We start from the raw sequence: 23,613 nt of genomic DNA on the forward strand, positions 1-23,613 counted from the left end.
TGGTGTAAATTACCTGCCTGTATTACGCGTTGTCTAAAGACCGGATACAAACGGAGATCAGGATGTTAATCAAAATAATACTTGATGGAATGAAACAAACAAATTTAGATAGTTACTTAATGACTCCAGTTTAAAAACATGAAAACATATTTCTTATTTAAGTCATCAATGGTTCTGTTCTTACTATTTTTATGTTCAGTGAGTTATGGGAAGGATATAACATTGACCCATTTACAGACAGAATACAAAACCAACCCGGTGGGAATTGAGGCTGAACAGCCAAGATTGAGTTGGGAGATAAAATCAACTGATCGATCAGTAATTCAGACCGCTTTTCAAATTCGGGCTGCTGCATCTGAAGCGCTGCTAAAATCAGATAAAAGCCTTTTGTGGGATAGCAGGAAAGTAGAGTCAGGCCAATCGGTACATATTCCATATTCAGGCGGGCTACTGCAAAGTAGAGAGAAAATATACTGGCAAGTGAGAATATGGACAAACAAAGGAAACTCTTCTTGGAGCAGCCCCGCTTCCTTTGAAATGGGGTTGTTGTACCCTTCCGATTGGATCGCCTCATGGATTGAAGCTGATATTCCGGAGGATATTGAAAAATCTGGTCCTTCCCCTTACTTAAGAAAAGAGTTTACTGTAGGAAAAGAAATTAAAAGTGCCAGGATTTATACTTCGGCCCGGGGCCTTTACCAATTGCACCTGAATGGAGAAAAGGTGGGTGATGAACTTTTTACTCCGGGATGGACATCCTATCACAAAAGAATACAATATCAGATATATGATGTTACTCAACAACTTAGGAAAGGTACTAACGCAATAGGCGTGATATTGGGAGATGGTTGGTACAGAGGGGTGTTGAAGTGGAGAAGCCAACGAAATCACTATGGCGAAAAATTACAGGCTATCTTACAATTAGAAATCACTTATACCGATGGTTCGAAAGAAACGGTTGTGTCCGATAAGAGTTGGAAATCCAATACAGGACCTATTGTGAAGTCTGATATTTACAACGGAGAAAGTTATGATGCCCGATTGGAGATGAAAGGCTGGGATAATCCTCATTATCCGGATTCTCAATGGAGCGGAGTAATAATAAAAGAAGTAGACAAAAAATTGCTGGTGACTTCGGAAAGTGTACCTGTCCGAATCACTCAGACAATTAAACCCATTGCTAAGATCATCACGCCTAAGAACGAGTTGGTATTCGACTTTGGACAAAACTTTGTTGGTTAGGTGGAATTTAATTTAAAAGGTAGTAAAAATGATAGTATATGTTTAAATTTTGCAGAAGTGCTTGATAAAGAAGGCAATTTTTATACTAAAAACCTTCGTACAGCAAAGGCAGAAGATAATTATATTTTCAAAGGTGAAGGAGTTGAAAAATATGAACCACATTTTACTTTTCATGGATTCCGTTATATGAAAATAAGTGGTTATAAAGGCGAAATTACTTTGGATGACTTTATTGGCAAAGTTGTTACCTCAGATGTTGCTACTATAGGATACTTCACTTGTTCCGACACTTTGGTTAATCGTCTGCAGGAAAATATTAAGTGGGGATTGCGGAGTAATTTCTTAGATGTCCCGACTGACTGCCCACAGCGCGACGAACGTCTTGGATGGACAGGCGATATCCAAGCTTTTTCACCGACAGCTTGTTTTAACGTTCATGCGGCGACTTTTTTGAGCAAATGGCTAAAAGATTTGTCTGCCGATCAATTAGAGAACGGTAGTGTTCCTCATTTTATTCCGGCTGTAAAAACAGGTCATGGGGCTGCAGGTTGGGCAGATGCTGCAGTAATTGTACCATGGGAAGTGTATATGGCATATGGAGATAAGACTATACTGGAAACGCAATATCCTTCCATGAAGGCTTGGGTGGATTTTCTGAAACAAGGTGCAAATGAATATTTGATTGCAGATAACGGAGATAATTTTGGAGATTGGTTGGCTTATGCCCCGGCCCTGCGCGACTATCCGGGAGCGACTACTGACAAGGATTTGATTGCTACCGCTTTTTTTGCATATTCTACCAGGTTGCTAGCGCAAACGGCGAATGTATTAGACAAACAGGATGATGCAAAATCATACTTTGATTTGTATGAAAATATAAAAAAAGCGTTTCAGAAAGAATATATGACCCCGACCGGACGCCTGTCTTCTAATACCCAAACGGCTTATGCCCTGGCTCTGGCTTTTGAATTGATGCCTGACAGCCTGAAAGCATCTGGCGCTGAACGGTTGGCAGAGAATGTCCGTTCTTTCGGTCATATTACCACCGGATTTCTTGGTACCCCGTTGATAAACAATGTGCTGAGCCGATATGGATATAATGAAGAGGCATATACTTTGCTTTTTCGCAAAAAATATCCTTCATGGCTATATCCGGTAACTATGGGGGCAACCACAATCTGGGAACATTGGGACGGAATTAACCCGGACGGAAGTTTCCACACACCTGGTATGAATTCATTCAATCACTACGCTTACGGAGCCATCGGACACTGGTTGTACACACACGTGGCCGGTATTTCTCAAGCGTCAAATTCGGCAGGTTACAAAAAGATCGTAATTAATCCTGTTCCTGATAAAAAAATATTGCAGTATGCTGAGGCTAGCTACCATTCTGTCTATGGAGAAATTGTTTCTCACTGGGAAAAAAAGGATGGATTTTTTACGTTGAAAGTAGTGGTTCCAACCAATACAACAGCCACAGTATATCTTCCGGCCCGGACAATAACGGACATCACAGAAACTGGAAAACCGTTGGGTAAAGTGGACGGGATATTGAAATCTGAAGCACTGGGAGGCAAAGTGATACTCGAGATAGGTTCAGGAGAATATAATTTTTCTACACTTCTCCAACAATAGCTTTCTAAGCTAAATAGCTACAATCCGAGTTCCTGATTAGATATGCTCAAAGGTCTAATTTGGAACTCATTTTTTATTTTCTCCATTTTTTCATATTAAGCCATTATTGAGGGTACTGCCTATCGTTTTGGTTTCTACTGCACCCTCTATGGTACCAGAAAACGTTCCCCAAAGATATAGGGATAATCATACTGGGACGGAAACTATATTCTAATTTTCAGATAAAAAAGTACCATAATTATTCCGCTCAATTCTATTTTATGTGTGTTATTTACTTATTGTAATTTTTGTGTTCAGGCAACTTTATAATATGATTTTATCATATATTATTTTTATTTTTTATTTATTTGCTTACAATTGAGTATATTAATGTTTTATTGTATTGTTTTTGTTAATTATTTTCTTTGCTTTTATTTATATTTATTAGTTAATAAAGTATATTTGTATATAGATAAATAACAGATATGAATACTATTTTCAGAGAAGTGACCCCATTGTCGGCCGAAGATTGTTTTATGATCTTTTCGCGTGTGAAGTCGGAATTCAACTTTCCCATACATACTCATGCCGAATATGAGCTGAATTTTATTGAAAATGGAGCCGGCGCAAGGCGTGTAGTGGGCGATAGCGTGGAGGAAATAGGAAGCCTGGAACTGACGCTTATTGCGGGCTCTAACCTTGAGCATGGTTGGCTGAATCATTATTGTAAATCGGATCAGATTAACGAAATCACAATACAATTTCATAACAATCTGGTAAATAATGATTTACTTTCAAAGAACCAGTTTATTTCGATGAAAGAGATGTTTGATAAAGCCTCCTGTGGCCTTACCTTTTCCAATGAAGCTATTCTGAAAATAAAAGATAGGCTTTATTCTCTGGCAACAGAGCAGGAGGGGGTGCATTCGGTTCTGAAACTTATTGGTATTCTGTATGACCTGTCTCTCTCAAAAGCATCGAGAGTGTTATCCAGTACTTCTTTTGTGAAGGAGGTACAAACCTATGATAGCCGTCGTATAGAGCGCGCTTATACTTATATGCTCGAGAACTATAGTAAAGAGATATCTTTGTCCGATATTGCAGGCATTGTGGGTATGACAGAGGTCTCATTTAGTCGGTTTATCAAAAAAAGAACCAGTAAAACATTTATCGATTCGCTCAACGAAATCAGGCTGGGGCATGCTACCCGCATGTTGGTAAATACTACCCATAATGTGTCAGAAATTTGTTTAGCTTGCGGTTTTAATAATATATCCAACTTTAATCGCCTTTTTAAAAAGAAAAAAGGTTGTACGCCCAGCGGATTCAGGGAGAACTATAATGAAACAAAGATATTCTTATAGAGTACGCTTTTCCCTTTTTTAATTCTTTATGTATTGATGATAATGAGTTCTGTCTAATTATGTACTTATAATACAATGATTAGATAAAAAAGTATATTCAAAAAAGATATAAAGGATATACTTTTGTTTATCGCTAATCTATCGTATCATTCAATACATGAATCTATGAATTTTGAACAAAGACTACTTGACGTAACTAATGCTTACGAAACGCTTATTACTCGGAAAAACGAAACCTTATTGCCGGGAAATGGCATTTTTGAGCGCTATAAATACCCTGTATTGACAGCTAATCATACCCCTCTATTTTGGCGATACGACATGTCGCCCGATACCAATCCATATTTTATGGAGCGTTTCGGGATCAATGGAACGTTTAATGCCGGAGCCATGAAATGGGAAGAAAAGTATCTGATGGTAGTCAGAGTAGAAGGAAACGACCGGAAATCTTTTTTCGCCATAGCCGAAAGTCCCAATGGAGTGGATAATTTCCGTTTCTGGGATTATCCTATTGTTATTCCCGAAACTGACGATCCGGACACGAATGTGTATGATATGCGCCTGACAGTTCACGAAGATGGTTGGATATATGGCGTATTCTGTACCGAAAGGAAAGACCCTGCTGCTAAATTAGGTGATTTGTCGTCAGCCGTTGCAGCCGCAGGTATTGTGCGCACAAAAGATTTGAAGACTTGGACGCGATTGCCTGATGTTATCAGTAGTCATCAACAACGTAATGTGGTGTTGCACCCTGAGTTCGTAAACGGAAAATATGCTTTATATACTCGTCCGCAAGACGGATTCATTGATGCCGGAAAAGGAAGGGGCATTGGGTGGGCTTTGACCGATGATATTTGCAATGCGAAAATCGAAGAAGAGAAAATTATCAATTTCCGCTATTATCATACAATAAAAGAACTGAAAAATGGCGAGGGACCGCATCCTATAAAGACAGCTAAGGGGTGGTTACATATGGCTCATGGAGTGCGTGTATGTGCTGCCGGGTTGCGTTACGTCCTGTATTTGTATCTGACCGATTTGGAAAATCCGGAAAAACTAATTGCCGAACCGGCAGGACATTTGATGGCTCCGGTTGGTGAAGAACGCATAGGCGATGTATCTAATGTTTTGTTTAGCAATGGCTGGATCGCAGATGAGGATGGTACAGTATTTATCTATTACGCATCGGCCGACACCCGGATGCATGTGGCAGTTTCTTCTATCGATAGGCTTTTGGATTATTGCATCAACACTGCCGTTGATGGATATCGTTCGGCTACATCGGTTGAAACACTGACAACATTGATAAAGAAAAATAGAGAATCAGGTGAATCGGTCTGATAATAGTGATTGATTGAAGAAACTGAAACTTGTAAAGTAAGGAGCAGATAGTCTCGGTATAATTGTATATATGCATGCAAGTAAATAAACTTTCCATTTTTGTTTTCGGTACAAAAAGAGACATAACATATATTTGCCTTTTGTGAATTGTTAACCCTATATTCCTTTCAGGGAATTAAAATAGAACCATGCAAAATCTTTCAACCAAAGTGACTCTTAAGGAAAAAATCGGCTACGGATTGGGCGATGCAGCCTCTTCTGTGTTTTGGAAACTATTCAGTATGTATCTGCTGTTTTTCTATACTGATGTTTTTGGGATAGATGCAGCAATAGCAGGTACAATGTTTCTTATTACCCGCATTTGGGATTCTCTTCTCGATCCCGTTGTGGGAGTCATCGGTGATCGTACAGAATCGAAATGGGGAAAATTTCGTCCTTATTTGCTGTATTTTTCCGTGCCATTCGGTGTAATAGGGGTATTGACGTTTACGACTCCCGACCTTTCGGCAACAGGTAAAATCATTTATGCCTATATCACCTATTCGCTTATGATGATGATTTATTCGCTCATCAACGTTCCCTATGCATCACTTTTAGGGGTAATGTCTGCTGCTCCCAAAGAAAGAACGGCACTATCGTCTTACCGGATGATATTTGCTTTCTTGGGAAGTATTCTTGCTCTTGTCCTTATTGAGCCGTTGGTCAGGCTATTTAGTGGAAACGATGGCAATCTTCAGTCTGGCTGGTCCATGGCTGCATTGGTTTTTGCCGTGATATCCGTTGTCTTTTTCCTTTGCACTTTTTCTTGGACAAGGGAACGGGTGCGTCCTATAAAAGAAAGTGGCAACTCACTGAAAGATGATTTAAACGATTTGTTAAAGAACAAACCTTGGTGGATATTGTTAGGGGCAGGTATTGCCGCATTAATATTCAATTCGATTAGAGATGGGGCTGCAGTGTTTTATTTTAAATATTACGTGGCTGCATCCGAAACGTTTGATCTGGGAATCATCAGTTCGGCACTATCTCTTACTACCGTTTTTCTCGTATTGGGACAAGGTGCCAATATATTAGGTATACTTCTGGTAACCCCTGTTTCTAATCGTATAGGGAAAAAGAAAACATATCTGTCGGCCATGCTTATAGCTACTGTATTCAGCATTGCTTTCTATTTTGTAGATAAGAATAATATTTTAACAATGCTTTTCTTGCAAGTCATTATTAGTGCCTGTGCAGGAAGCATATTCCCGTTACTGTGGTCTATGTATGCCGATATTGCCGACTACTCCGAATGGAAAACTGGTCGTAGAGCTACAGGCTTGATATTTTCCTCTTCCTCTATGTCTCAAAAGTTCGGATGGTCTATAGGAGGCGCGTTAACCGGGTGGTTACTGGCTTTATATGGATTTGAAGCTAACGCAATACAAACAACTGAAACCCAGACTGGTATAAGGTTGATGATGAGTGTATTACCAGCTATAGGGACTATTCTGTCTGTGGTTTTTATCTCCATTTATCCTCTTACCGAAAGTAAGTTGAAAGAAATAACCGGGAATCTGAATGCAAAACGAAAGAAAAATGATTGAAGAATTCCATATAGAATTGACTGCTAATATCTTGCCGTTTTGGATGAATAAGATGGCAGATAGCGAAAACGGAGGGTTCTATGGGCGCATAGATGGTAGTGGAATATTACATAAACAAGCCAATAAAGGTTCGGTATTGAATATGCGTATCTTATGGGCATTTTCTGCGGCATATCGAATATTATGTAGAGAAGAATATCTCGAAATGGCAAATAGGGCATTTGATTATATACAGAGCCATTTCATAGATTACAAAAACGGCGGGGTGTATTGGGAGTTGAACTGCAAAGGCAAACCTGTAAATACAAAAAAGCAGGTTTACGCGCAAGGATTTGCCCTCTATGCATTTTCGGAATATTATCGTGCTACCCAAAATACAAAAGCGTTGGAATTGTCTAAAGAGTTTTTTTATCTGATCGAAGGACAATGCAAAGACAAAGAAAGGGGAGGCTATTTCGAGGCATTTACCGAAGATTGGAAGCCAATAGATGATATGCGTCTGAGTGGGAAAGACGCGAATGAGAAGAAAACCATGAATACGCATCTGCACATTCTGGAACCATATACAAATCTATATAGAGTATGGCCCGACAAAAACTTGCAGAGAGCCCAAACTGAACTTATAGATATTTTTTCAAACCAAATCTTGAACAAAAGGAATCATCATCTGAACCTGTTTTTTGATGACAATTGGAACTCTAAATCCACTATTGTTTCATATGGGCACGACATCGAGGCTTCATGGCTCTTGTTCGAAGCCGCAGATGTACTGGGAGACAAAAAGCTTCGTGCAAAAGTTAGAAGGATATCTCTTCGGATCGTTGATGCGGCTATGGAAGGCTTTCGGGAAGATGGCAGCCTGATTTATGAAACAGCCGGAGCTCATGCCGATACCGATCGTCATTGGTGGGTGCAAGCCGAAGCTGTGGTCGGATTAATGTATGCTCATAAAAACTCAGGAGATAAAGTGCATAAAGAAAAAGCCGCAAAAACTTGGGAATACATTAAGCGATATCTGATAGACTATAAAAGTGGTGAATGGTATTGGAGTGTATTACAGGATGGCAGTATAAACCTGAAGGATGACAAAGCAGGCTGTTGGAAGTGCCCTTATCACAACGGGCGGATGTGTATGGAAATGATAGAGCACTTTTCTGATGATAAGACTAATTAAATATAGATTTTTTATTTCATTGATATAATTAACCAGAATTTAAACTTTACTTAAAAATACGAGCCTATGGAATGATATAAATATTCAAATCTAATTGACTATGAAAAGATAAGTGAAAACCGGCCGCAATACAATCGAACCGGTTTGTAAAAGAAAAATTTAAGTATTAAACACTCTGTGGAATAATCGTAATAAAATCTACAGATTCTATTAACAAAAATCATCTATGAAAAAAAATAAAAAAAGAATACTCTGTTATAGGTGGCTAACTATGCTTCTGACTGTTTGTCTATTCTTCAATTTGGCAAATGCACAGAACGATAAAAGGACGCTCAAGGGAGTTGTTACAGATCCTTCGGGTGAAACCCTGATTGGAGTAACTATAATAGAAATAGGTACAAATAATGGAACAGTTACCGATTTAGATGGTAATTTCACGTTACAGGTAAAAGCCGGAGCAAAGATCAAATTCAGCTACGTGGGTTATAATGCCAATATAGTAACTGTTGGGAATCAATCTACACTAAATATAATAATGGAGCATGGTGCAGGATCGGAACTGGACGAGGTGGTAGTAGTGGGATATGGTGTGGTAAAGAAAAAAGACCTTACCGGATCTGTTGCATCTGTCAATTCACAGAAATTAATGGAAAGTCCCGGACTGACAGTTGCCGAAGCCATGCAAGGTAAAATTCCCGGAATGTTGGTTACAAAAAGTAGCTGGAAGCCGGGAGCGAGTGCTTCGGTTCTTATTCGTGGGACACGATCTATATCAGCGAAGAATGATCCACTATATGTAGTGGATGGTATTCCTGTAACCGGAGCCTTAGACGAAATCCCTCCGGGAGATATAGAATCTGTCGATGTGTTGAAGGATGCTTCGGCCACAGCAATTTATGGCTCTCGTGGAGCAAATGGAGTGATTATCATCACTACCAAAAAAGGAAAAACAGGAAAAGTCCAGGTCGACTATAATGGATACTTTGGTTTCCAAACAATTAAGAATAAATTGGAGTTAATGAATGGAGCAGAGTATGCCGACTATATACGAGAGTCGTATCGCGGGAAAGGTGAATATTCTTCGGCAACGCCTGATAAAACGCTGGACTTTACCATTGCGGCATTTGGCGGTAATCCGACTAAACCTAACGACTCCCCTCTTGATGCATATACATGGCAATCGATCGCAATGGCCTATGATGCCAATGGAAATTACAACCCGTCCAAAATTCGTTCCGGTGCATTGTGGTGGAAAGATGTAGAGCAAACAGGTATCGTAACCGACCATCAGGCAACAGTACGAGGTGGAAATGATAAGACTCAGTTTGCATTGGGTTTGACTTATTTTAGCAATGAAGGGGTATATAAAACACAGCAATACGACAGATATTCGGTTCGTTTGAGTCTCGATACAGAAGTGACCGACTGGCTGAAGATTGGAGGCCAGACACAATTCTCTCATTCGGTGAATAAAAGAGGACGCAATTTTCAAGACGATTGGCGGGTAAATCCGTTAGGGGCATTGTATGATGAAAACGGCAATCTGACAGAATGCACAACAGGTGTTGATGTTCAGTATTGGAATCCTTTGCAGTATTTAGTAAACGGGGCTATAGTGAATCCGCTGAAAGTAAATCGTTTTTTTGGCAGTTATTATGTAGAAGTAAAATTGCCTCTGGATGGCCTGAAATATCGTTTGAATGCAGGTATTGATTATTTTGGAGTTGAAGACAACAGCTTTTCTTCAAGTCTGGCAAATCAAGGTAGGGTGAATAGCGCGAGCAATTCTAAAACAAACACTTATGCATACACCATCGAAAACCTGCTGTTCTATAATAAGGAAATAGGCGAGCACTCGTTTGGAGGAACATTATTGCAGTCGGTAGAGCAAAATCGTAAAGAAAGCCTTAATGCTTCCGTAGAAAATTTACCATCGGATTATTTAACTTATAATGATATTGCATCTGCTCTTACTATCAAGGAAATAGGGAGCAATAATACTGTTGCAAGCTTAGCTTCTTTTATGGGCAGAGTAAATTATAATTATAAGGGGCGTTATTACTTAACTGCTTCAATGCGTTACGATGGATCATCGCGCCTGGCCGATGGACATAAATGGGTTGCTTTCCCTTCTTTTTCATTGGCTTGGCGTATGAATGAAGAATCGTTTTTAAACTATGAAAGCCTGGATAACTTGAAACTGCGTTTTGGATATGGCGTAACTGCAAATCAGTCAGTAGATCCTTATCAGACAAAGGGCTTATTGTCGAAGAAATATTATAATTATGGCAACGATTTGGTGATTGGTTATGCGCCGGGTGACCTGCCTGATAAAAATTTGACATGGGAAACAACAAAGCAATGGAATATTGGCCTTGACTTTGGATTCTTTAAAGGACGCATAAACGGTACTCTGGATATTTATAGTCAAAATACATACGACCTGCTGTTGCACAGGCAGATACCTGCGGTTTCGGGATATAGCCGAACTCTAACTAACATAGGAAAAACCAAAAATACAGGATTGGAGCTGAGTTTGAACACAGTTAATTTAAGCTTGCGCGATTTTCTATGGACTAGTAATTTTACCTATAGTACCAATAAGGAAGAAATTGTAGAGCTCTACAATGGAAAAACAGATGATATAGGTAATAAATGGTTTATAGGTGAAGCTGTGAATACATTCTATGATTATAATAAAATAGGAATCTGGCAAAATACACCCGAAGATTTAGCTGAAATGGCAAAATTCAATACTAATGGGCATAAATTTAAACCGGGTCAGATTAGGGTAGAAGATATCGATAAGGATTATAGAATCAGCGCGGATAAAGATCGGGTAATTATAGGACAAAGAAATCCAAAGCATATCTTTTATCTGGGAAATACGTTTGTATATAAAGGATTTGACCTAAATGTAGTTGCATACTCAACCCTGGGAGGAATGCTGTCTAACAATATTCGTTACAATCATCAATCGGATCGTAATAATAATGTGAAATACGATTATTGGACAGCCACTAATCCGACTAATGCTTATCCACAGCCTGACAGAGGTTTTCAAAACATCGATTATGAATCTTCTCTGTATTACGAAAAATCGGATTTCTTACGATTGAAAACAGTCACATTAGGTTACACTCTTCCTAAAAAACTAATAATAAAAGCTGCTCTATCAAGGTGTCGCATATACTTTACAGCCGAAAACCCATTGTTGTTTACAAACTATTCAGGGATAGATCCAGAGGGTGCAACCGGTTATGCGGCGCCAAGTTTAAGCAGTTGGATACTTGGTCTTAATTTAAGTTTTTAATAGTATATAAAGAAAAAATATGAAGAGCAATAATTATATAAAAACAATCAAAGCATTTTCTATTGCAGCCGGAATATTATTCCTAAGTGTTGGGTGTGATGATTTTTTGGCAGAAAAAGAAGTGCCTCGCATAGGCAATGAGTTTTATAAAACTAAACAAGGAGTACTTTCTGCAGTTGATGCTACATATAGCTATATGCGTTACGGAGTAGGGGGCGAATTTACAAACCTGTTTACCGAACTGGGTACTGACCTGATCGTTGGAGCGGTAGGAGGCATATCAAAACCAACTGATTCTTACAATTCCGGATTAAATCCAGCTTGGGAAAATCTCCATAATTGGTGGGAAAATAATTACAAAGCAATTAATATCACTAACGAAGTACTGCAAGCATTACCCGAAATAGAAGGCATGTCGGAGTCCGAAAAGAGACAATGTACCTCAGAAATGCGGTTTTTCAGAGGATACTATTATTTCGACTTGGTGCAGCAATTTGGAAGTATTCCTTTGGTAACAGTGGCAGATCCGGTCTCGGTAAGGACAGATTTTAAACGTGCACCGGTTAGTAATATCTATAATCAGATTATTTCGGATTTGCGTTATGCTGAAGAAAATCTGAATGAAACAGCAACTGAAAAAAAAGGGAAAGCGACAAAATATGCAGCAGCCCACTTGTTGGCCAAAGTATATTTGACCCGTGGCAGTGCGGTTGCTGAGCAAAGAGGTCAACAAACGACCGATATGGATAGTACCTTATATTATGCCCGAAAAGTGATCGGCAATACAAAATATGCCTTATTAGACAACTTTTCGGATTTATGGGATATTGATAATATGGGAAACAAGGAAGTAATTTTTTCAGTCCAGTTTACTTACGATCTTATTTATAATGGGGGGGGGAATTATGGGCATTTATACTGGTGTTCGTCGTACGAAAGTGTCCCGGGAATGGTCCGTGATATAGCTAATGGCAGACCTTGGGGATTTCACCGTCCGACCAATAAAGTAATGTTCGAATTGTTTGACCGCAAAAATGACTCTCGCTTTTATAAAAGTTTTCGTTGGGTAAATTATGCAAATAAAGCGGAAAAAGGTTTGGCAATAGGTGATACAGCAATATATTACAGCCTGAATGCACCAAAACCGGGAAGTACGCATAAATATACTTACTTTCAGTGGAACAAGGAAGATGAGACTAAGAACAATGACAGATATCCTTCGCTAATCAAGCATTTTGATCCTAAGCGTGCTACAGTAGCAGAACAGAGGGGTTCACGCGAATGGGTGCGTATGCGTTTGGGCGAGACATATCTGATAGCTGCCGAAGCCGCAGGTCGAAAAGGGGATTATACCACAGCCATAACCTATATTAATAAATTACGCGAACGCGCTGCCTGGAAAGCAGATGAGGCAAAATATCCTCAATATTGGATAGAAGAAGGGGGGGAGGAAGGAGATACAAATTCGACCTTTCCATTAATCAAAGTAACCGAGAACGATATAAAGACCAATTTCGTAGATTTTATGTTGGATGAGCGGGGACGTGAGTTGCTTGGCGAATATTATCGTTGGGAAGATCTTGTACGTTGCGAAAAGTTGGTGGAATATGTCACTAAGTGGAATGCTACAGCTGCCAGAAACATCAAAGACTATCACAGAGTACGCCCTATTCCACAAAAACATATCGACCGGTTGAATCCTAGAGGTCCTATAGAGGAAGAACAAAATAAAGGTTACTTCTAACAGCTATTATTGCCTTGTTATTGATATTATAGCAAGATAAGTGTCTTATCAGACCCAGATTACGAACCGCATGAGAAATGTCTCTCTTGTATATTGGAAAATGATACCGTAGCATTACGGATGGCTCATTATCCCTCAATAATATATTAATAAGAAGGTATGGCGAGTGTAAAAAACTCTTCATACCTTTATGTAAAACAAACTCTTTTTCATTATGAAAATATTAAAACATTTGCTTGTTTTTTTTATAGTAAACCTTATTATATTACCACTTTCAATACCAATACATGCCCAGCCGGGCAAGAACATAGAGAAAAGTTCCTTTAATGCCGCCAGACAATTAAATAATGCTACTGTTCAATACCGACACATGATAAAAAAACTGAACGAATCGGGTAAAGATCAATTTCCCAGAACCAATAATCCATATTTGCAGCGTTTGCAAACATCTAATTCTAGTTGGTGGTGCAGTGGATTCTATCCCGGTACATTATTTTATCTGTACGAAGAGATGGGCAAGAAGGAGCTATACGACGAAGGTTTGCGTATGCTGAAACTGTTAGAAAAAGAACAATTCAATACCGAAACACACGACATAGGCTTTATGATGTATTGCAGCTATGGTAATGCCAACCGCATATCGCCAAAACCTGAATACAAGGGAATATTGATAAACAGCGCTAAATCACTTATCACACGTTTCAATCCGAAAGTAGGTTGTATAAAATCACACAACCGCGAACCCGAAGATTTTATTGTCATAATAGATAATATGATGAATCTTGAATTGCTCTTTTGGGCAACTCAAGTAACTGGCGATAGTACTTATTATAACATTGCCGTTACGCATGCCAATACGACTATGAAAAACCATTTCAGAACAGACAACAGTTTGTATCATGGAATCAATTATCATCCCGAAACAGGTAAAATTGTTTACTATCAGGGAGGGCAAGGCTATTCCCAAACATCAGCATGGTCGCGCGGACAGTCATGGGGGTTGTATGGCTTCACGATGATGTATCGTTTTACCAAAGACCAAAAATATCTGGATACGGCAATCAAAATAGCAGAATTCCAATTCAACCATCCCAGTATGCCTCAAGACCTGATACCGTACTGGGACTTTAACGCTCCTGATATACCGGATTCTTTGTGTGATGCATCGGCGGCGGCTATTAATTGCTCGGGATTGCTGGAACTGGCGCAATATGTATCCCCGGCACTTTCCCAAAAATATGAGAACTATGCAAAAAAAATACTTATAGCGTTATCGTCGCCTAAGTATACGGCTCGCCCAAACACCAATGGAGGATTTATTCTTATGCACTCGGTAGGTAATATTCCGGCAATGACCGAATTGGATGTCCCGCTTACTTACGCCGATTATTATTATGTAGAAGCATTGAAGCGTTATAGAGACCTGAATAAATAAGGTTGCAGACCTCTTTTATAGCTTTACATACGCTTTGCTCCGGTGAATATTTTTAGTATGTATAACATTATGAGATAGTTATTCTATAAAAACATATCGTTAAATACTTTATATTATTTAAAAATCTTTTTTGATGCAAAATAAAATTATATCTCTGGGTCTTTTTTTGTTATTTACCGTTTTTGTAGCGGCTCAACAGCAGGATATAGACCTGATTACCGGACGTCTTGTCGATCAACATCTGCAAGGCAGTTACAGTCCACAACAGGTGAACCAGTACATGAGCAGCATAAAAGCCGATGGCAGCTGGAGTGATGTAGACTATGACGCCGTGGTCCGGGAGTTTCCTTCCGGCCCTCACCTCGAACGTCTCGTGCAAATGGCGCTAGCATACCGAAAAACAGGTTCTGAGTTTTCCAATTCTAAGTTTTTGTTGGATAAGATCCTTTTGGGAATCGATTATTATTTCAAAAAACACCCACGTTCTACCAATTGGTGGTGGAACGAAATAGGCGGGCCGCAAAATTATATGGCGGTACTCATCTTATTAAAAGGAAAAATCGAAAAGGAAAAATTACATCATTATTCATCTTATCTGGAAGATAGAACATCTAATGCAGCACATAAAGGGAAAAACCGGACTTGGATATCGTCTATCACCATGCACAAGGGTTGTATCGAAGATAATTATCAATTGATTTCCATCAGCTTCAACTCCATCGCTTCTACCATCATCATCGCCGACAGTAAAATGGTGGAGGGAATGAAAATAGATAACAGCATACATCAACATCGGCCACAGCTATATTCGGGCGGGTATGGAATGTCTTTTATGAGCGATCTTGCTCAATTTATCCATTTGTCACGTCAGACATCTTTTGCCCAACTGTTCACTCCCGAAAAAATGGAGATATTCAGGCAAACCATGTTGGGTGGACAGCAAATATTCGGTTACAGGAGAACTTATGATTTTGGTACCGAAGGACGTAATATCAGCCGTGTGGGGCATATGACCAACATATCGCCTGGCGTATTGGAACTGATGGCTGTGATAGATTCCGCAAATGCTCCGGCATACGATGCTTGGCGTAGACATTTAGATGGCGCTCCTTTTCCGCAGGTGGGCAACAAATTTTTTTGGAATTCGGCTATTATGACATATCATGGTGGCAATTATTACTTGTCGGCCAAAGTGATCTCGACCCGAACTAATGGGACCGAAATGCTGAACGGTGAAAACCTGAAAGGCTACAATTTGCCTTTGGGTACCACCAATATACTGACATCCGGGAAAGAATATTTCGATATCTTTCCTGTTTGGAACTGGGCGCGCATCCCAGGCACTACGGTACTGGCCAATCAGGACTCTACACGGTTGGAAGGATATCATTTCGGCACTAATAAGTTTGCGGGAGGAGTTAGCAACGGCAAAAATGGAGTACTGGCATATGAGCACCACTATAGAGGAGTGCAGGCAAAAAAAGCATACTTTTTTGCAGGCGACGCCATGTTATGTTTAGGTGCGGGCATTTCGTCTGTTGCACCAGACAAGGTAGAGACTACCCTGAATCAATGTTTTGCTAATGGCGATGTATTTTATTCAGAAAATGGGAAAGTCCAAAAATTAGATAATACTGGAAAGACCTCATCTCATATAGACTGGGTGCATCACGATAATGTCGGGTATATCTTTCCGCAAGCGTCAAACTGTGTCATACAAAGTACCGACCAAAAAGGTTCGTGGCAAATGATAAGAGATTTAGGCGATGAGGAAGAATTGACCGAAAAGGTGTTTAGCCTGTGGGTAGATCATGGCAACAAACCACAAAATAGCAGTTACGCCTATATCGTGATGCCCGATGTTTCGATATCCAATTTTGAGCAAAAGGCTAAACAGCATGGCTTCGAGGTACTGGAAAATACCAGTCGGTTGCAAGTAGTAAGGAATAAGGAAGCGGGCTCCTGTATGATTGTTTTTTATTCGCCGGGAACAGCGACGTTGGCAAAAGGCTTCCGGATTACTGCCGATAAACCGGCTATGGTGCTTTTGGAAGGAAAAGACGAAGAATACCAGATCTCGGTATCCGACCCCTTATACGAAGCCAGAGAAATTACTTTAAACGTGAGTAAAAAACTAAATGGGCCGGGAGCTACGGTTCTGGAAAAACAGACCGCAATTAAAATAGAGCTTCCTCAGGGAGAATATGCCGGTAGCATTGTGGACCGGAAATTTAATCTTATAAAATAATATACAGTAAAGCATGAAGAAAATCTGTTCGATCCTTATTTTATCTATGGTTGTTCTATGGCAATCGTGCGCCAACAAGACCGGCTTCAATGTGAAAAATTACGGGGCTGTAGGCGATGGGGCTACCATAAACACGCAGGCCATTCAGAAAGCTGTTGACGAGTGCCATAGCAAAGGCGGAGGCACTGTAATTATTCCCGAAGGAGTGTATATATCAGGAACATTGTATATGAAAGACAATGTGAACTTGCATCTCGAAGAGAGAGCCATACTAAAGGGCAGTGCTTCTTTCAGTGACTATCCCGACAATAAAGTGAAATACATAAACTCATTTACGCATCCACCGGGAAAAGAGTTTGGTTGCAAGGCTCTTATTTTTGCCGAAGGAGTGCGCAATGTGTCCGTTACAGGAAAGGGAACAATTGATGGAAATGGAGACAACCCTGCATTCCAACTGGGTAACGACTCAAGTCCGGAAAGCCGTAAACGCCCCTGTATGCTTCTGTTTATTGATAGCAAAAACATAAAAGTGCATGGCCTCCATTTGCGTAATTCGGCTTATTGGTTACAAAATTATTTGGGTTGTGATACCTTGCATCTGAAAGGGTTGAATATTTACAATCACACCAATTTTAATCAAGACGCTATGGATATTGATGCCAATAATGTATTGGTAGAGGATTGCAATATAGATGCTGATGATGATGGTATCTGCCTGAAAAGCCATGACCCGAACCGTATTGTAGAAAATGTAACAGTACGTAACTGTACTATTGCTACCAATTGCAATGCAGTGAAATTCGGTACAAAATCGGATGGTGGATTCAGAAATATCAATATCTCTAATTGCTTCATCAAAAAAGCATCGGAAGACAATATGCGCAAATGGCAAGAGAATCTGAAATTTATAGAATTGCCTACTACTGTAATTTCGGGTATTGCTTTAGAGTCGGTAGATGGTGGCATGGTAGATAATGTGACAGTCTCGGATATCACTATGCAAGATGTACAAACTCCTATTTTTGTGATAATGGGGCGTCGCAATGCGGGGCAGGCAGGTAATCAAGACTTCTATAATTCGGAGAAAAACGGATTAGAACCGTCTTTGAAGGTAGGCCGGGTTTCTAACCTCACTCTCCGCAACATTACGGCTATTAGCCACAGCAAAATGACCAGCTCGATAAGCGCGGTCCAGGGTTACTATGTAGAAAATGTGACATTGGAAAATATAAAAATAAGTACTATGGGCGATGGGACAAAAGCCGAGGCTGATGCTCCTTTGCCGGAATACGCAGGCTCATACCCCGAAAATCGTATGTATGGTTTTGTATATCCATCAAGCGGATTATTCTTGCGCCATATAAAAAATGTGACGTTAAAAAATATCGACTTATCAGTCAGAAAAGAAGATTTCCGCCCATCGGTTATTTTAGACGATGTGCATAAGATAAGCATAGACAATCTTATGGCGGCGCCTCCGGCAGGAAATCAGCCGATATTCAAGATAATAAACAGTACCGCCATAGATTTATCTAATACTAAAACTGGCACCAATCCTTTGGCTGTTCTTGCAGGAACAGATAAAAAGGAGGTGACAGGTAATCACGATCGTTGATACTATAACATGCCGATTTTTGTAAAAAATATTGACCGGTGATTTAAAATCAAAATTTAATTTATTTTTATATATGCGCTTATTGTCTATTTCCTTCATATTCTTTTTGTCTGTGCTGCTTGTGAAACCTCAGGCTCCTACCAATCTGACAACAGATTTATTAGAACATACCGACAGAGTATTTTTAGATGGCTATCTCACTACCATGTCTTTGTCTGATATAGATTCGGCTATAGAGCATTATCAAATAGCAGCAGTGCGCAGCGCACAGCCTTGTTTTGGGTGGGTGGTAAATAGTAAAATGCCTAACGCTTTACAAGTCGCATACCGCCTGGAGGTGGCTTCGTCTAAGGAAATATTGGAAGCGGGTAGGGCGGATGTATGGACTAGTGGAACAGTAGCAAGCGAAAACTCTGTTGCAGTTGAGTATAAAGGTGCTCCTCTTCAACCGTCAAAAGTTTATTTTTGGAGAGTGAAAACTTGGGATAATCATGGAAATGAAAGTCCGTTTTCGGTCATAAAGCCCTTTATGACCGCTTCGGAACTGGATGGTAAAACAACACAATATCCACTTCAAATCACCGACGAATATCCTGTCGATATAAATAAGACCGGAAACCAAAATACTTTTATTGATTTTGGAAAAGCGGCATTTGGAAGATTAAAATTAACGTTGGCTTCCGAAAATGGTGAAGATACAATCACTATACGATTGGGGGAGCGGAGCAAAGATGGGTTAATTGATAGAAACCCCGGAGGATATATCCGATACACCGAGTATAAGTTGCCACTGATGGCAGGAATTCATTCTTACACAATCAAATTCAGGCCTGACGAGAGAAACACAAGTAAGAAAAAGAACGAAAGTAATACAGACCCGGTCTACATGCCCGATTATATAGGAGAGGTTTATCCGTTCCGCTATTGCGAAATAGATAACTACTCTTATCCATTAACCGGCAAGAGTGTGATGCGTCAAAGTGTTCATTATCCTTTTAATGACATGGCGGCTTATTTTCATTCTTCAGATTCTGTTCTGAATCAGGTATGGGAACTATGCAGGTATTCGATAAAAGCAACCTCTTTTATGGGTACTTATATTGATGGCGATAGGGAACGTATAGCATACGAAGCAGATGCGCTTATAAATCAGCTTGGACATTATGCTGTAGACAGGGAATATACTATGGCGCGCCATACGCACGAATATCTTCTATATACTCCGACATGGCCTACCGAATGGAGTCTTCAATCGGTTTTAATGTCTTGGTATGACTATATGTATACCGGGAACAAAGCCTCTCTCGAACGTTATTACAATGACCTGAAAGCTAAAACATTGATGGCGTTGAAAGAGGACAATGGATTAATATCCACGAAAACCGGAAAACTAACTGAGGAATTTAATAAGAGTATACATTTCAAAGGAAAATCTATAAGGGATATCGTAGACTGGCCTCAGTCGGGAATTATCGGCGATGAGAAAGAAAATCCTGGTGAAGCTGATGGGTATGTGTTAACTGATTATAATACAGTAGTGAACGCGTTTCATTACGAAGCTGTGAGAGTGATGGGTATGATAGCCGGAGTATTAGGACATAAGGCAGATCTAGAGTATTGTGCAGCAGAAGCACAACAGATAAAGAAGCAATTTAACCAATTGCTGTTCGACCCCAAGAAGGGTTATTACAAGGATGGTATAGACACAGATCATAGTTCTTTGCATGCGAATATGTTTCCGATGGCTTTTAATATGGTTCCAGACAAAAATGTGACGCAAGTTGCAGATTTTATTAAATCCAGGAAAATGGCGTGCAGTGTCTACGGTTCGCAATTTTTGTTAGATGCTATGTACAATGCGCATGCTGCAGAGCATGCTCTACAACTACTTACTTCGACTAAAGAGCGTAGCTGGTACAATATGATAAGAGCTGGTTCTACAATTACATTGGAAGCATGGGACGACAAATATAAACCCAATTTAGACTGGAATCATGCATGGGGGGCGGCTCCAGCCAACCTGATACCAAGAAAATTGATGGGTATTGAACCTATTGAACCCGGATTTAAAAAGATACGCATCAAACCGCAGCCGGCACATCTGCGTGAAGCATCAATAAAAGTTCCTTCCATAAGAGGAGATGTGATAGTATCGTTTGTAAATAATTTGCAAGAACGTTTCTTGATGGATGTCCGGATTCCCGCTAATATGGAGGCAGAGGTATGGCTTCCGTATATAACAAAAGGATATAGGCTGGAGGTGGATGGGCTGAAGCAGAAAGGCGAATCAGTGAATGGTTTTGTAAAAGTAAATATAGGCTCGGGTAAGCATACTTTGGTGATTTTGGGAGCAACCAGCCGGCAATAAGTTTCGTTATATTGTTACAGGTACCGCCTTATGCTAAAAAATCTTCTACAATATATATGTGTCTATATGAATGTATTAATAATGCGAATCAGTAGTTGAGTTTTAACGATCTATTCTTCTGACGCTCCTGCGGGCTTGTTTTATTAAACGTTGCCTTGATGCAAAAGTTACAAAAAATCAAGGCTACACCTCCTTCGGCGACCCAAAACCGTAAGTTGAAGCGGGGCGCAAAAGCGTTTTTGTTTCCTTTTGCGGCCTGGGCAGGAAGTAACCTCGTATAAAAATTTGTGTTCTTTGTGATCAAACCTTTTTTGCCACAAAGAACACAAAGAAAAAGTATTAAGGACACAAATATTCGATTGTGTTATACTGATAAAGAATTGATTATATATTTTTCTTATATCCAGCTCACGTAAATATTGATATACAGCCTGTTACTCTTAAAGAGGATTATCCCTGTATATAAATTCTGTTATTTTTTCACGCCATTGCGAATCAACAATGCATCCACAGACGGTTCTTGTCCTCTGAATTTGACATACAGGCTCATCGGTTCTTCTGTATTTCCTCTTTCAAGGATATTTTTACGGAACGATTCTGCTGTTTCCTTGTTGAAAATACCGGTTTCCCTGAATAAGGCGAAAGCATCGGCATCGAGTACCTCAGCCCATTTATAGCCATAGTATCCGGCTGCGTATCCACCCGAGAATATATGACCGAATGAAGGAGACATTGCACTCCCATCTACCAGTGGCAGGAGAGCGGTTTTAGCCATTGCTTTACGTTCAAAGTCGATCACATCGCCTGTATAGGGCTGAGTAAGCGTATGCCAGGCCATATCCAGATATCCGAACGATAATTGGCGATAGCACAGGTAACCTGCATTATAGTTAGCAGCATCCACCAGTTTCTTTACCAGTCCGGCGGGAATTTTCTCTCCCGTTTTGTAATGTACGGCAAACTTATCCAGATATTCTTTTTCTGTCAGCCAGTTTTCCATTATCTGAGATGGAAGTTCCACAAAATCGTGTAAGACATTCGTGCCGGATAAAGATTCGTAAGTGCATTTTGTAAGCATGCCATGCAACGCGTGCCCGAATTCATGCAGGAATGTTTCTACTTCATCAAATGTAAGCAGGGCGGGATCTGTACCCGCCGGACGGGTAAAGTTCATTACAATAAGCACCTGCGGGCGGGAATCCTTACCTTTCTCTATGTATTGTCCTTTAAATTCTGTCATCCACGCGCCTTGTCTCTTTCCTTCGCGCGGATGGAAATCCGTATAAAGCACAGAAAGAAAGCTTCCTTTTTCGTCTAATACATCAAAAGCTTCTACTTCAGGATGATAAACCGGTATTTTCGTATTCTTTCTGAATGTGATGCCATACAAATCGGTAGCCAGGCCGAATACGCCTTTCTTTACATTTTCCAGTTCGAAGTATGGGCGTACCAGTTCGTCACTGACACTATATTTGGCATCTTTCAGTTTTTCGGAATAGTACGACCAGTCCCAAGGCTGAAGATCTATATCTTTATTTTCCATACCGACAGCGAAGCCTTCGACCATTTTCACATCTTCGCGGGCTGCTTTAGTATAGGCATCGAACAGATTGTCAAGTAGTTCATATACGTGTTTCTTATCCTTAGCCATTTTGTTACGCAATACATAAGTTGCATAATCGGAATAACCCAGCAGATTGGCGATTTCCATACGGATTTTGGCTATTCCTTTTACATTTTCCTGATTGTCGAATTCGCCGCCTGCGGCACATTGGGTCGTATATGCCTTATATAGCTTTTCCCGCAGATCGCGGCGTGAAGAGTATTTCATAAATGCAATATAGCTGGGAGCCGACAAGTCGAATAGCCATCCTTCCTTGTCCTTTGACTTGGCTTTAGCTTCAGCAGCATCCAAAGCCATTTTAGGAAGTCCGGCAAGATCTGCTTTATCGGTCAGCAGCATTTCGAATTTGTTGTTCTCTTTCAACGCATTTTGTCCGAAAGTCAGAGTTAATTGGCTCAATTTGGAAGATAATTCCTTATAGGTATCCCTGTCTTTGCCTGTGAGTGTGGCTCCTCTGTTTTCGAATCCCTGATATGTTTTTTCCACCAGACGGATCTGCTCAGGATTAAGGTTGGATTCGAACCGTTTGTCATATACAGCTTTCACTTTCTGAAACAACCCTTCGTTAAGGTTTATTTCATTTGAGTGTGCCGAAAGCTTCGGTTGCACCCGTTGCGCTATTTGTAGCATTTCGTCATTACTTTCCGCACTTAGCAGGTTGAAGAACACTGATGTCACACGGGATAGAAGTTTACCCGATTCATCCAGCGGTACTATTGTATTCTCAAAAGTAGGGACAGCCCTGATCATTACTATCTTGTTTATTTCCATAGTATGGTCTTTAATACCTTTCTCTATGGCAGGTTCGTAATGTTCGTTTTTTATTTTGTCGAACGGGGGAGTATCGTAAGGCGTTTTGTACGCCGAAAAGAACGGGTTTTGAGCTTGAATTGTTGTCATCGCTGTTATTAATAATAAAATAGATAATATGAGTTTTTTCAT

At 40.0% G+C, this 23,613-nt stretch carries 14 protein-coding genes; 13 read left to right on the plus strand and 1 reads right to left on the minus strand.

What is annotated here, in order from left to right:
* Positions 1-138 precede the first annotated feature (138 nt).
* The 13 genes from ACYQ3L_RS13270 (at position 139) to ACYQ3L_RS13330 (ending at position 21,328) form a co-directional block, all read left to right on the plus strand.
* Positions 139-1,242 (plus strand): alpha-L-rhamnosidase N-terminal domain-containing protein, encoded by a 1,104-nt coding sequence (locus ACYQ3L_RS13270; protein ID WP_379999303.1) that lies wholly within the window; start codon positions 139-141, stop codon positions 1,240-1,242.
* Positions 1,243-2,880, plus strand: a complete 1,638-nt coding sequence (locus tag ACYQ3L_RS13275) for a family 78 glycoside hydrolase catalytic domain (protein ID WP_379999305.1) — start codon at positions 1,243-1,245, stop codon at positions 2,878-2,880.
* A 464-nt stretch (positions 2,881-3,344) separates the two neighbouring features.
* Positions 3,345-4,223, plus strand: a complete 879-nt coding sequence (locus tag ACYQ3L_RS13280) for an AraC family transcriptional regulator (RefSeq protein WP_379999307.1) — start codon at positions 3,345-3,347, stop codon at positions 4,221-4,223.
* Positions 4,224-4,388: 165 nt separating this feature from the next.
* Positions 4,389-5,564 carry a glycoside hydrolase family 130 protein gene (locus ACYQ3L_RS13285; RefSeq protein WP_379999309.1) on the plus strand — a complete coding sequence of 392 codons (1,176 nt, stop codon included), beginning with the start codon at positions 4,389-4,391 and terminating at the stop codon, positions 5,562-5,564.
* 188 nt (positions 5,565-5,752) lie between these two features.
* A complete protein-coding gene (locus ACYQ3L_RS13290; RefSeq protein WP_379999312.1) occupies positions 5,753-7,150 on the plus strand; it encodes an MFS transporter in 1,398 nt (465 codons plus the stop codon).
* On the plus strand, positions 7,143-8,324 hold the full coding sequence (locus ACYQ3L_RS13295; protein ID WP_379999314.1) for an AGE family epimerase/isomerase: 1,182 nt from the start codon (positions 7,143-7,145) through the stop codon (positions 8,322-8,324). The genes ACYQ3L_RS13290 and ACYQ3L_RS13295 overlap by 8 nt, the downstream gene beginning before the upstream one ends.
* Positions 8,325-8,550: 226 nt before the next feature.
* Entirely contained in the window at positions 8,551-11,637 is a 3,087-nt protein-coding gene (locus tag ACYQ3L_RS13300) for a SusC/RagA family TonB-linked outer membrane protein (RefSeq protein ID WP_379999316.1), read from the plus strand.
* A 19-nt stretch (positions 11,638-11,656) separates the two neighbouring features.
* Positions 11,657-13,381 (plus strand): RagB/SusD family nutrient uptake outer membrane protein, encoded by a 1,725-nt coding sequence (locus tag ACYQ3L_RS13305; protein WP_379999318.1) that lies wholly within the window; start codon positions 11,657-11,659, stop codon positions 13,379-13,381.
* Positions 13,382-13,595: 214 nt separating this feature from the next.
* Positions 13,596-14,816, plus strand: coding sequence for a glycoside hydrolase family 88 protein (locus ACYQ3L_RS13310; RefSeq protein ID WP_379999321.1), 1,221 nt, complete (start codon positions 13,596-13,598; stop codon positions 14,814-14,816).
* Between the two features lie 133 nt (positions 14,817-14,949).
* Positions 14,950-17,064 carry a polysaccharide lyase family 8 super-sandwich domain-containing protein gene (locus tag ACYQ3L_RS13315; RefSeq protein WP_379999323.1) on the plus strand — a complete coding sequence of 705 codons (2,115 nt, stop codon included), beginning with the start codon at positions 14,950-14,952 and terminating at the stop codon, positions 17,062-17,064.
* A gap of 13 nt (positions 17,065-17,077) precedes the next feature.
* Positions 17,078-18,679 (plus strand): glycoside hydrolase family 28 protein, encoded by a 1,602-nt coding sequence (locus ACYQ3L_RS13320; RefSeq protein ID WP_379999326.1) that lies wholly within the window; start codon positions 17,078-17,080, stop codon positions 18,677-18,679.
* 73 nt (positions 18,680-18,752) lie between these two features.
* Entirely contained in the window at positions 18,753-21,047 is a 2,295-nt protein-coding gene (locus tag ACYQ3L_RS13325; protein ID WP_459952422.1) for an alpha-L-rhamnosidase-related protein, read from the plus strand.
* A gap of 158 nt (positions 21,048-21,205) precedes the next feature.
* Positions 21,206-21,328 carry a hypothetical protein gene (locus ACYQ3L_RS13330; protein ID WP_379999330.1) on the plus strand — a complete coding sequence of 41 codons (123 nt, stop codon included), beginning with the start codon at positions 21,206-21,208 and terminating at the stop codon, positions 21,326-21,328.
* Positions 21,329-21,519: 191 nt separating this feature from the next.
* Here ACYQ3L_RS13330 and ACYQ3L_RS13335 read toward each other — a convergent pair whose 3' ends face one another.
* The gene (locus ACYQ3L_RS13335; RefSeq protein WP_379999333.1) at positions 21,520-23,613 is read right to left on the minus strand and encodes a M3 family metallopeptidase; all 2,094 of its coding nucleotides are present in this window, start codon (positions 23,611-23,613) and stop codon (positions 21,520-21,522) included.

The sequence above is a fragment of the Dysgonomonas termitidis genome (assembly GCF_054657735.1).

Bases quoted from the DNA above. Each gene is read 5' to 3' on its own strand.
- ACYQ3L_RS13270 (WP_379999303.1), top strand. From the start codon at position 139: ATGAAAACATATTTCTTATTTAAGTCATCAATGGTTCTGTTCTTACTA.
- ACYQ3L_RS13325 (WP_459952422.1), top strand. From the start codon at position 18,753: ATGCGCTTATTGTCTATTTCCTTCATATTCTTTTTGTCTGTGCTGCTT.
- ACYQ3L_RS13300 (WP_379999316.1), top strand. From the start codon at position 8,551: ATGAAAAAAAATAAAAAAAGAATACTCTGTTATAGGTGGCTAACTATG.
- ACYQ3L_RS13330 (WP_379999330.1), top strand. From the start codon at position 21,206: ATGCAAAAGTTACAAAAAATCAAGGCTACACCTCCTTCGGCGACCCAA.
- ACYQ3L_RS13335 (WP_379999333.1), bottom strand. From the start codon at position 23,613: ATGAAAAAACTCATATTATCTATTTTATTATTAATAACAGCGATGACA.
- ACYQ3L_RS13290 (WP_379999312.1), top strand. From the start codon at position 5,753: ATGCAAAATCTTTCAACCAAAGTGACTCTTAAGGAAAAAATCGGCTAC.
- ACYQ3L_RS13280 (WP_379999307.1), top strand. From the start codon at position 3,345: ATGAATACTATTTTCAGAGAAGTGACCCCATTGTCGGCCGAAGATTGT.
- ACYQ3L_RS13285 (WP_379999309.1), top strand. From the start codon at position 4,389: ATGAATTTTGAACAAAGACTACTTGACGTAACTAATGCTTACGAAACG.
- ACYQ3L_RS13305 (WP_379999318.1), top strand. From the start codon at position 11,657: ATGAAGAGCAATAATTATATAAAAACAATCAAAGCATTTTCTATTGCA.
- ACYQ3L_RS13295 (WP_379999314.1), top strand. From the start codon at position 7,143: ATGATTGAAGAATTCCATATAGAATTGACTGCTAATATCTTGCCGTTT.
- ACYQ3L_RS13310 (WP_379999321.1), top strand. From the start codon at position 13,596: ATGAAAATATTAAAACATTTGCTTGTTTTTTTTATAGTAAACCTTATT.
- ACYQ3L_RS13320 (WP_379999326.1), top strand. From the start codon at position 17,078: ATGAAGAAAATCTGTTCGATCCTTATTTTATCTATGGTTGTTCTATGG.
- ACYQ3L_RS13315 (WP_379999323.1), top strand. From the start codon at position 14,950: ATGCAAAATAAAATTATATCTCTGGGTCTTTTTTTGTTATTTACCGTT.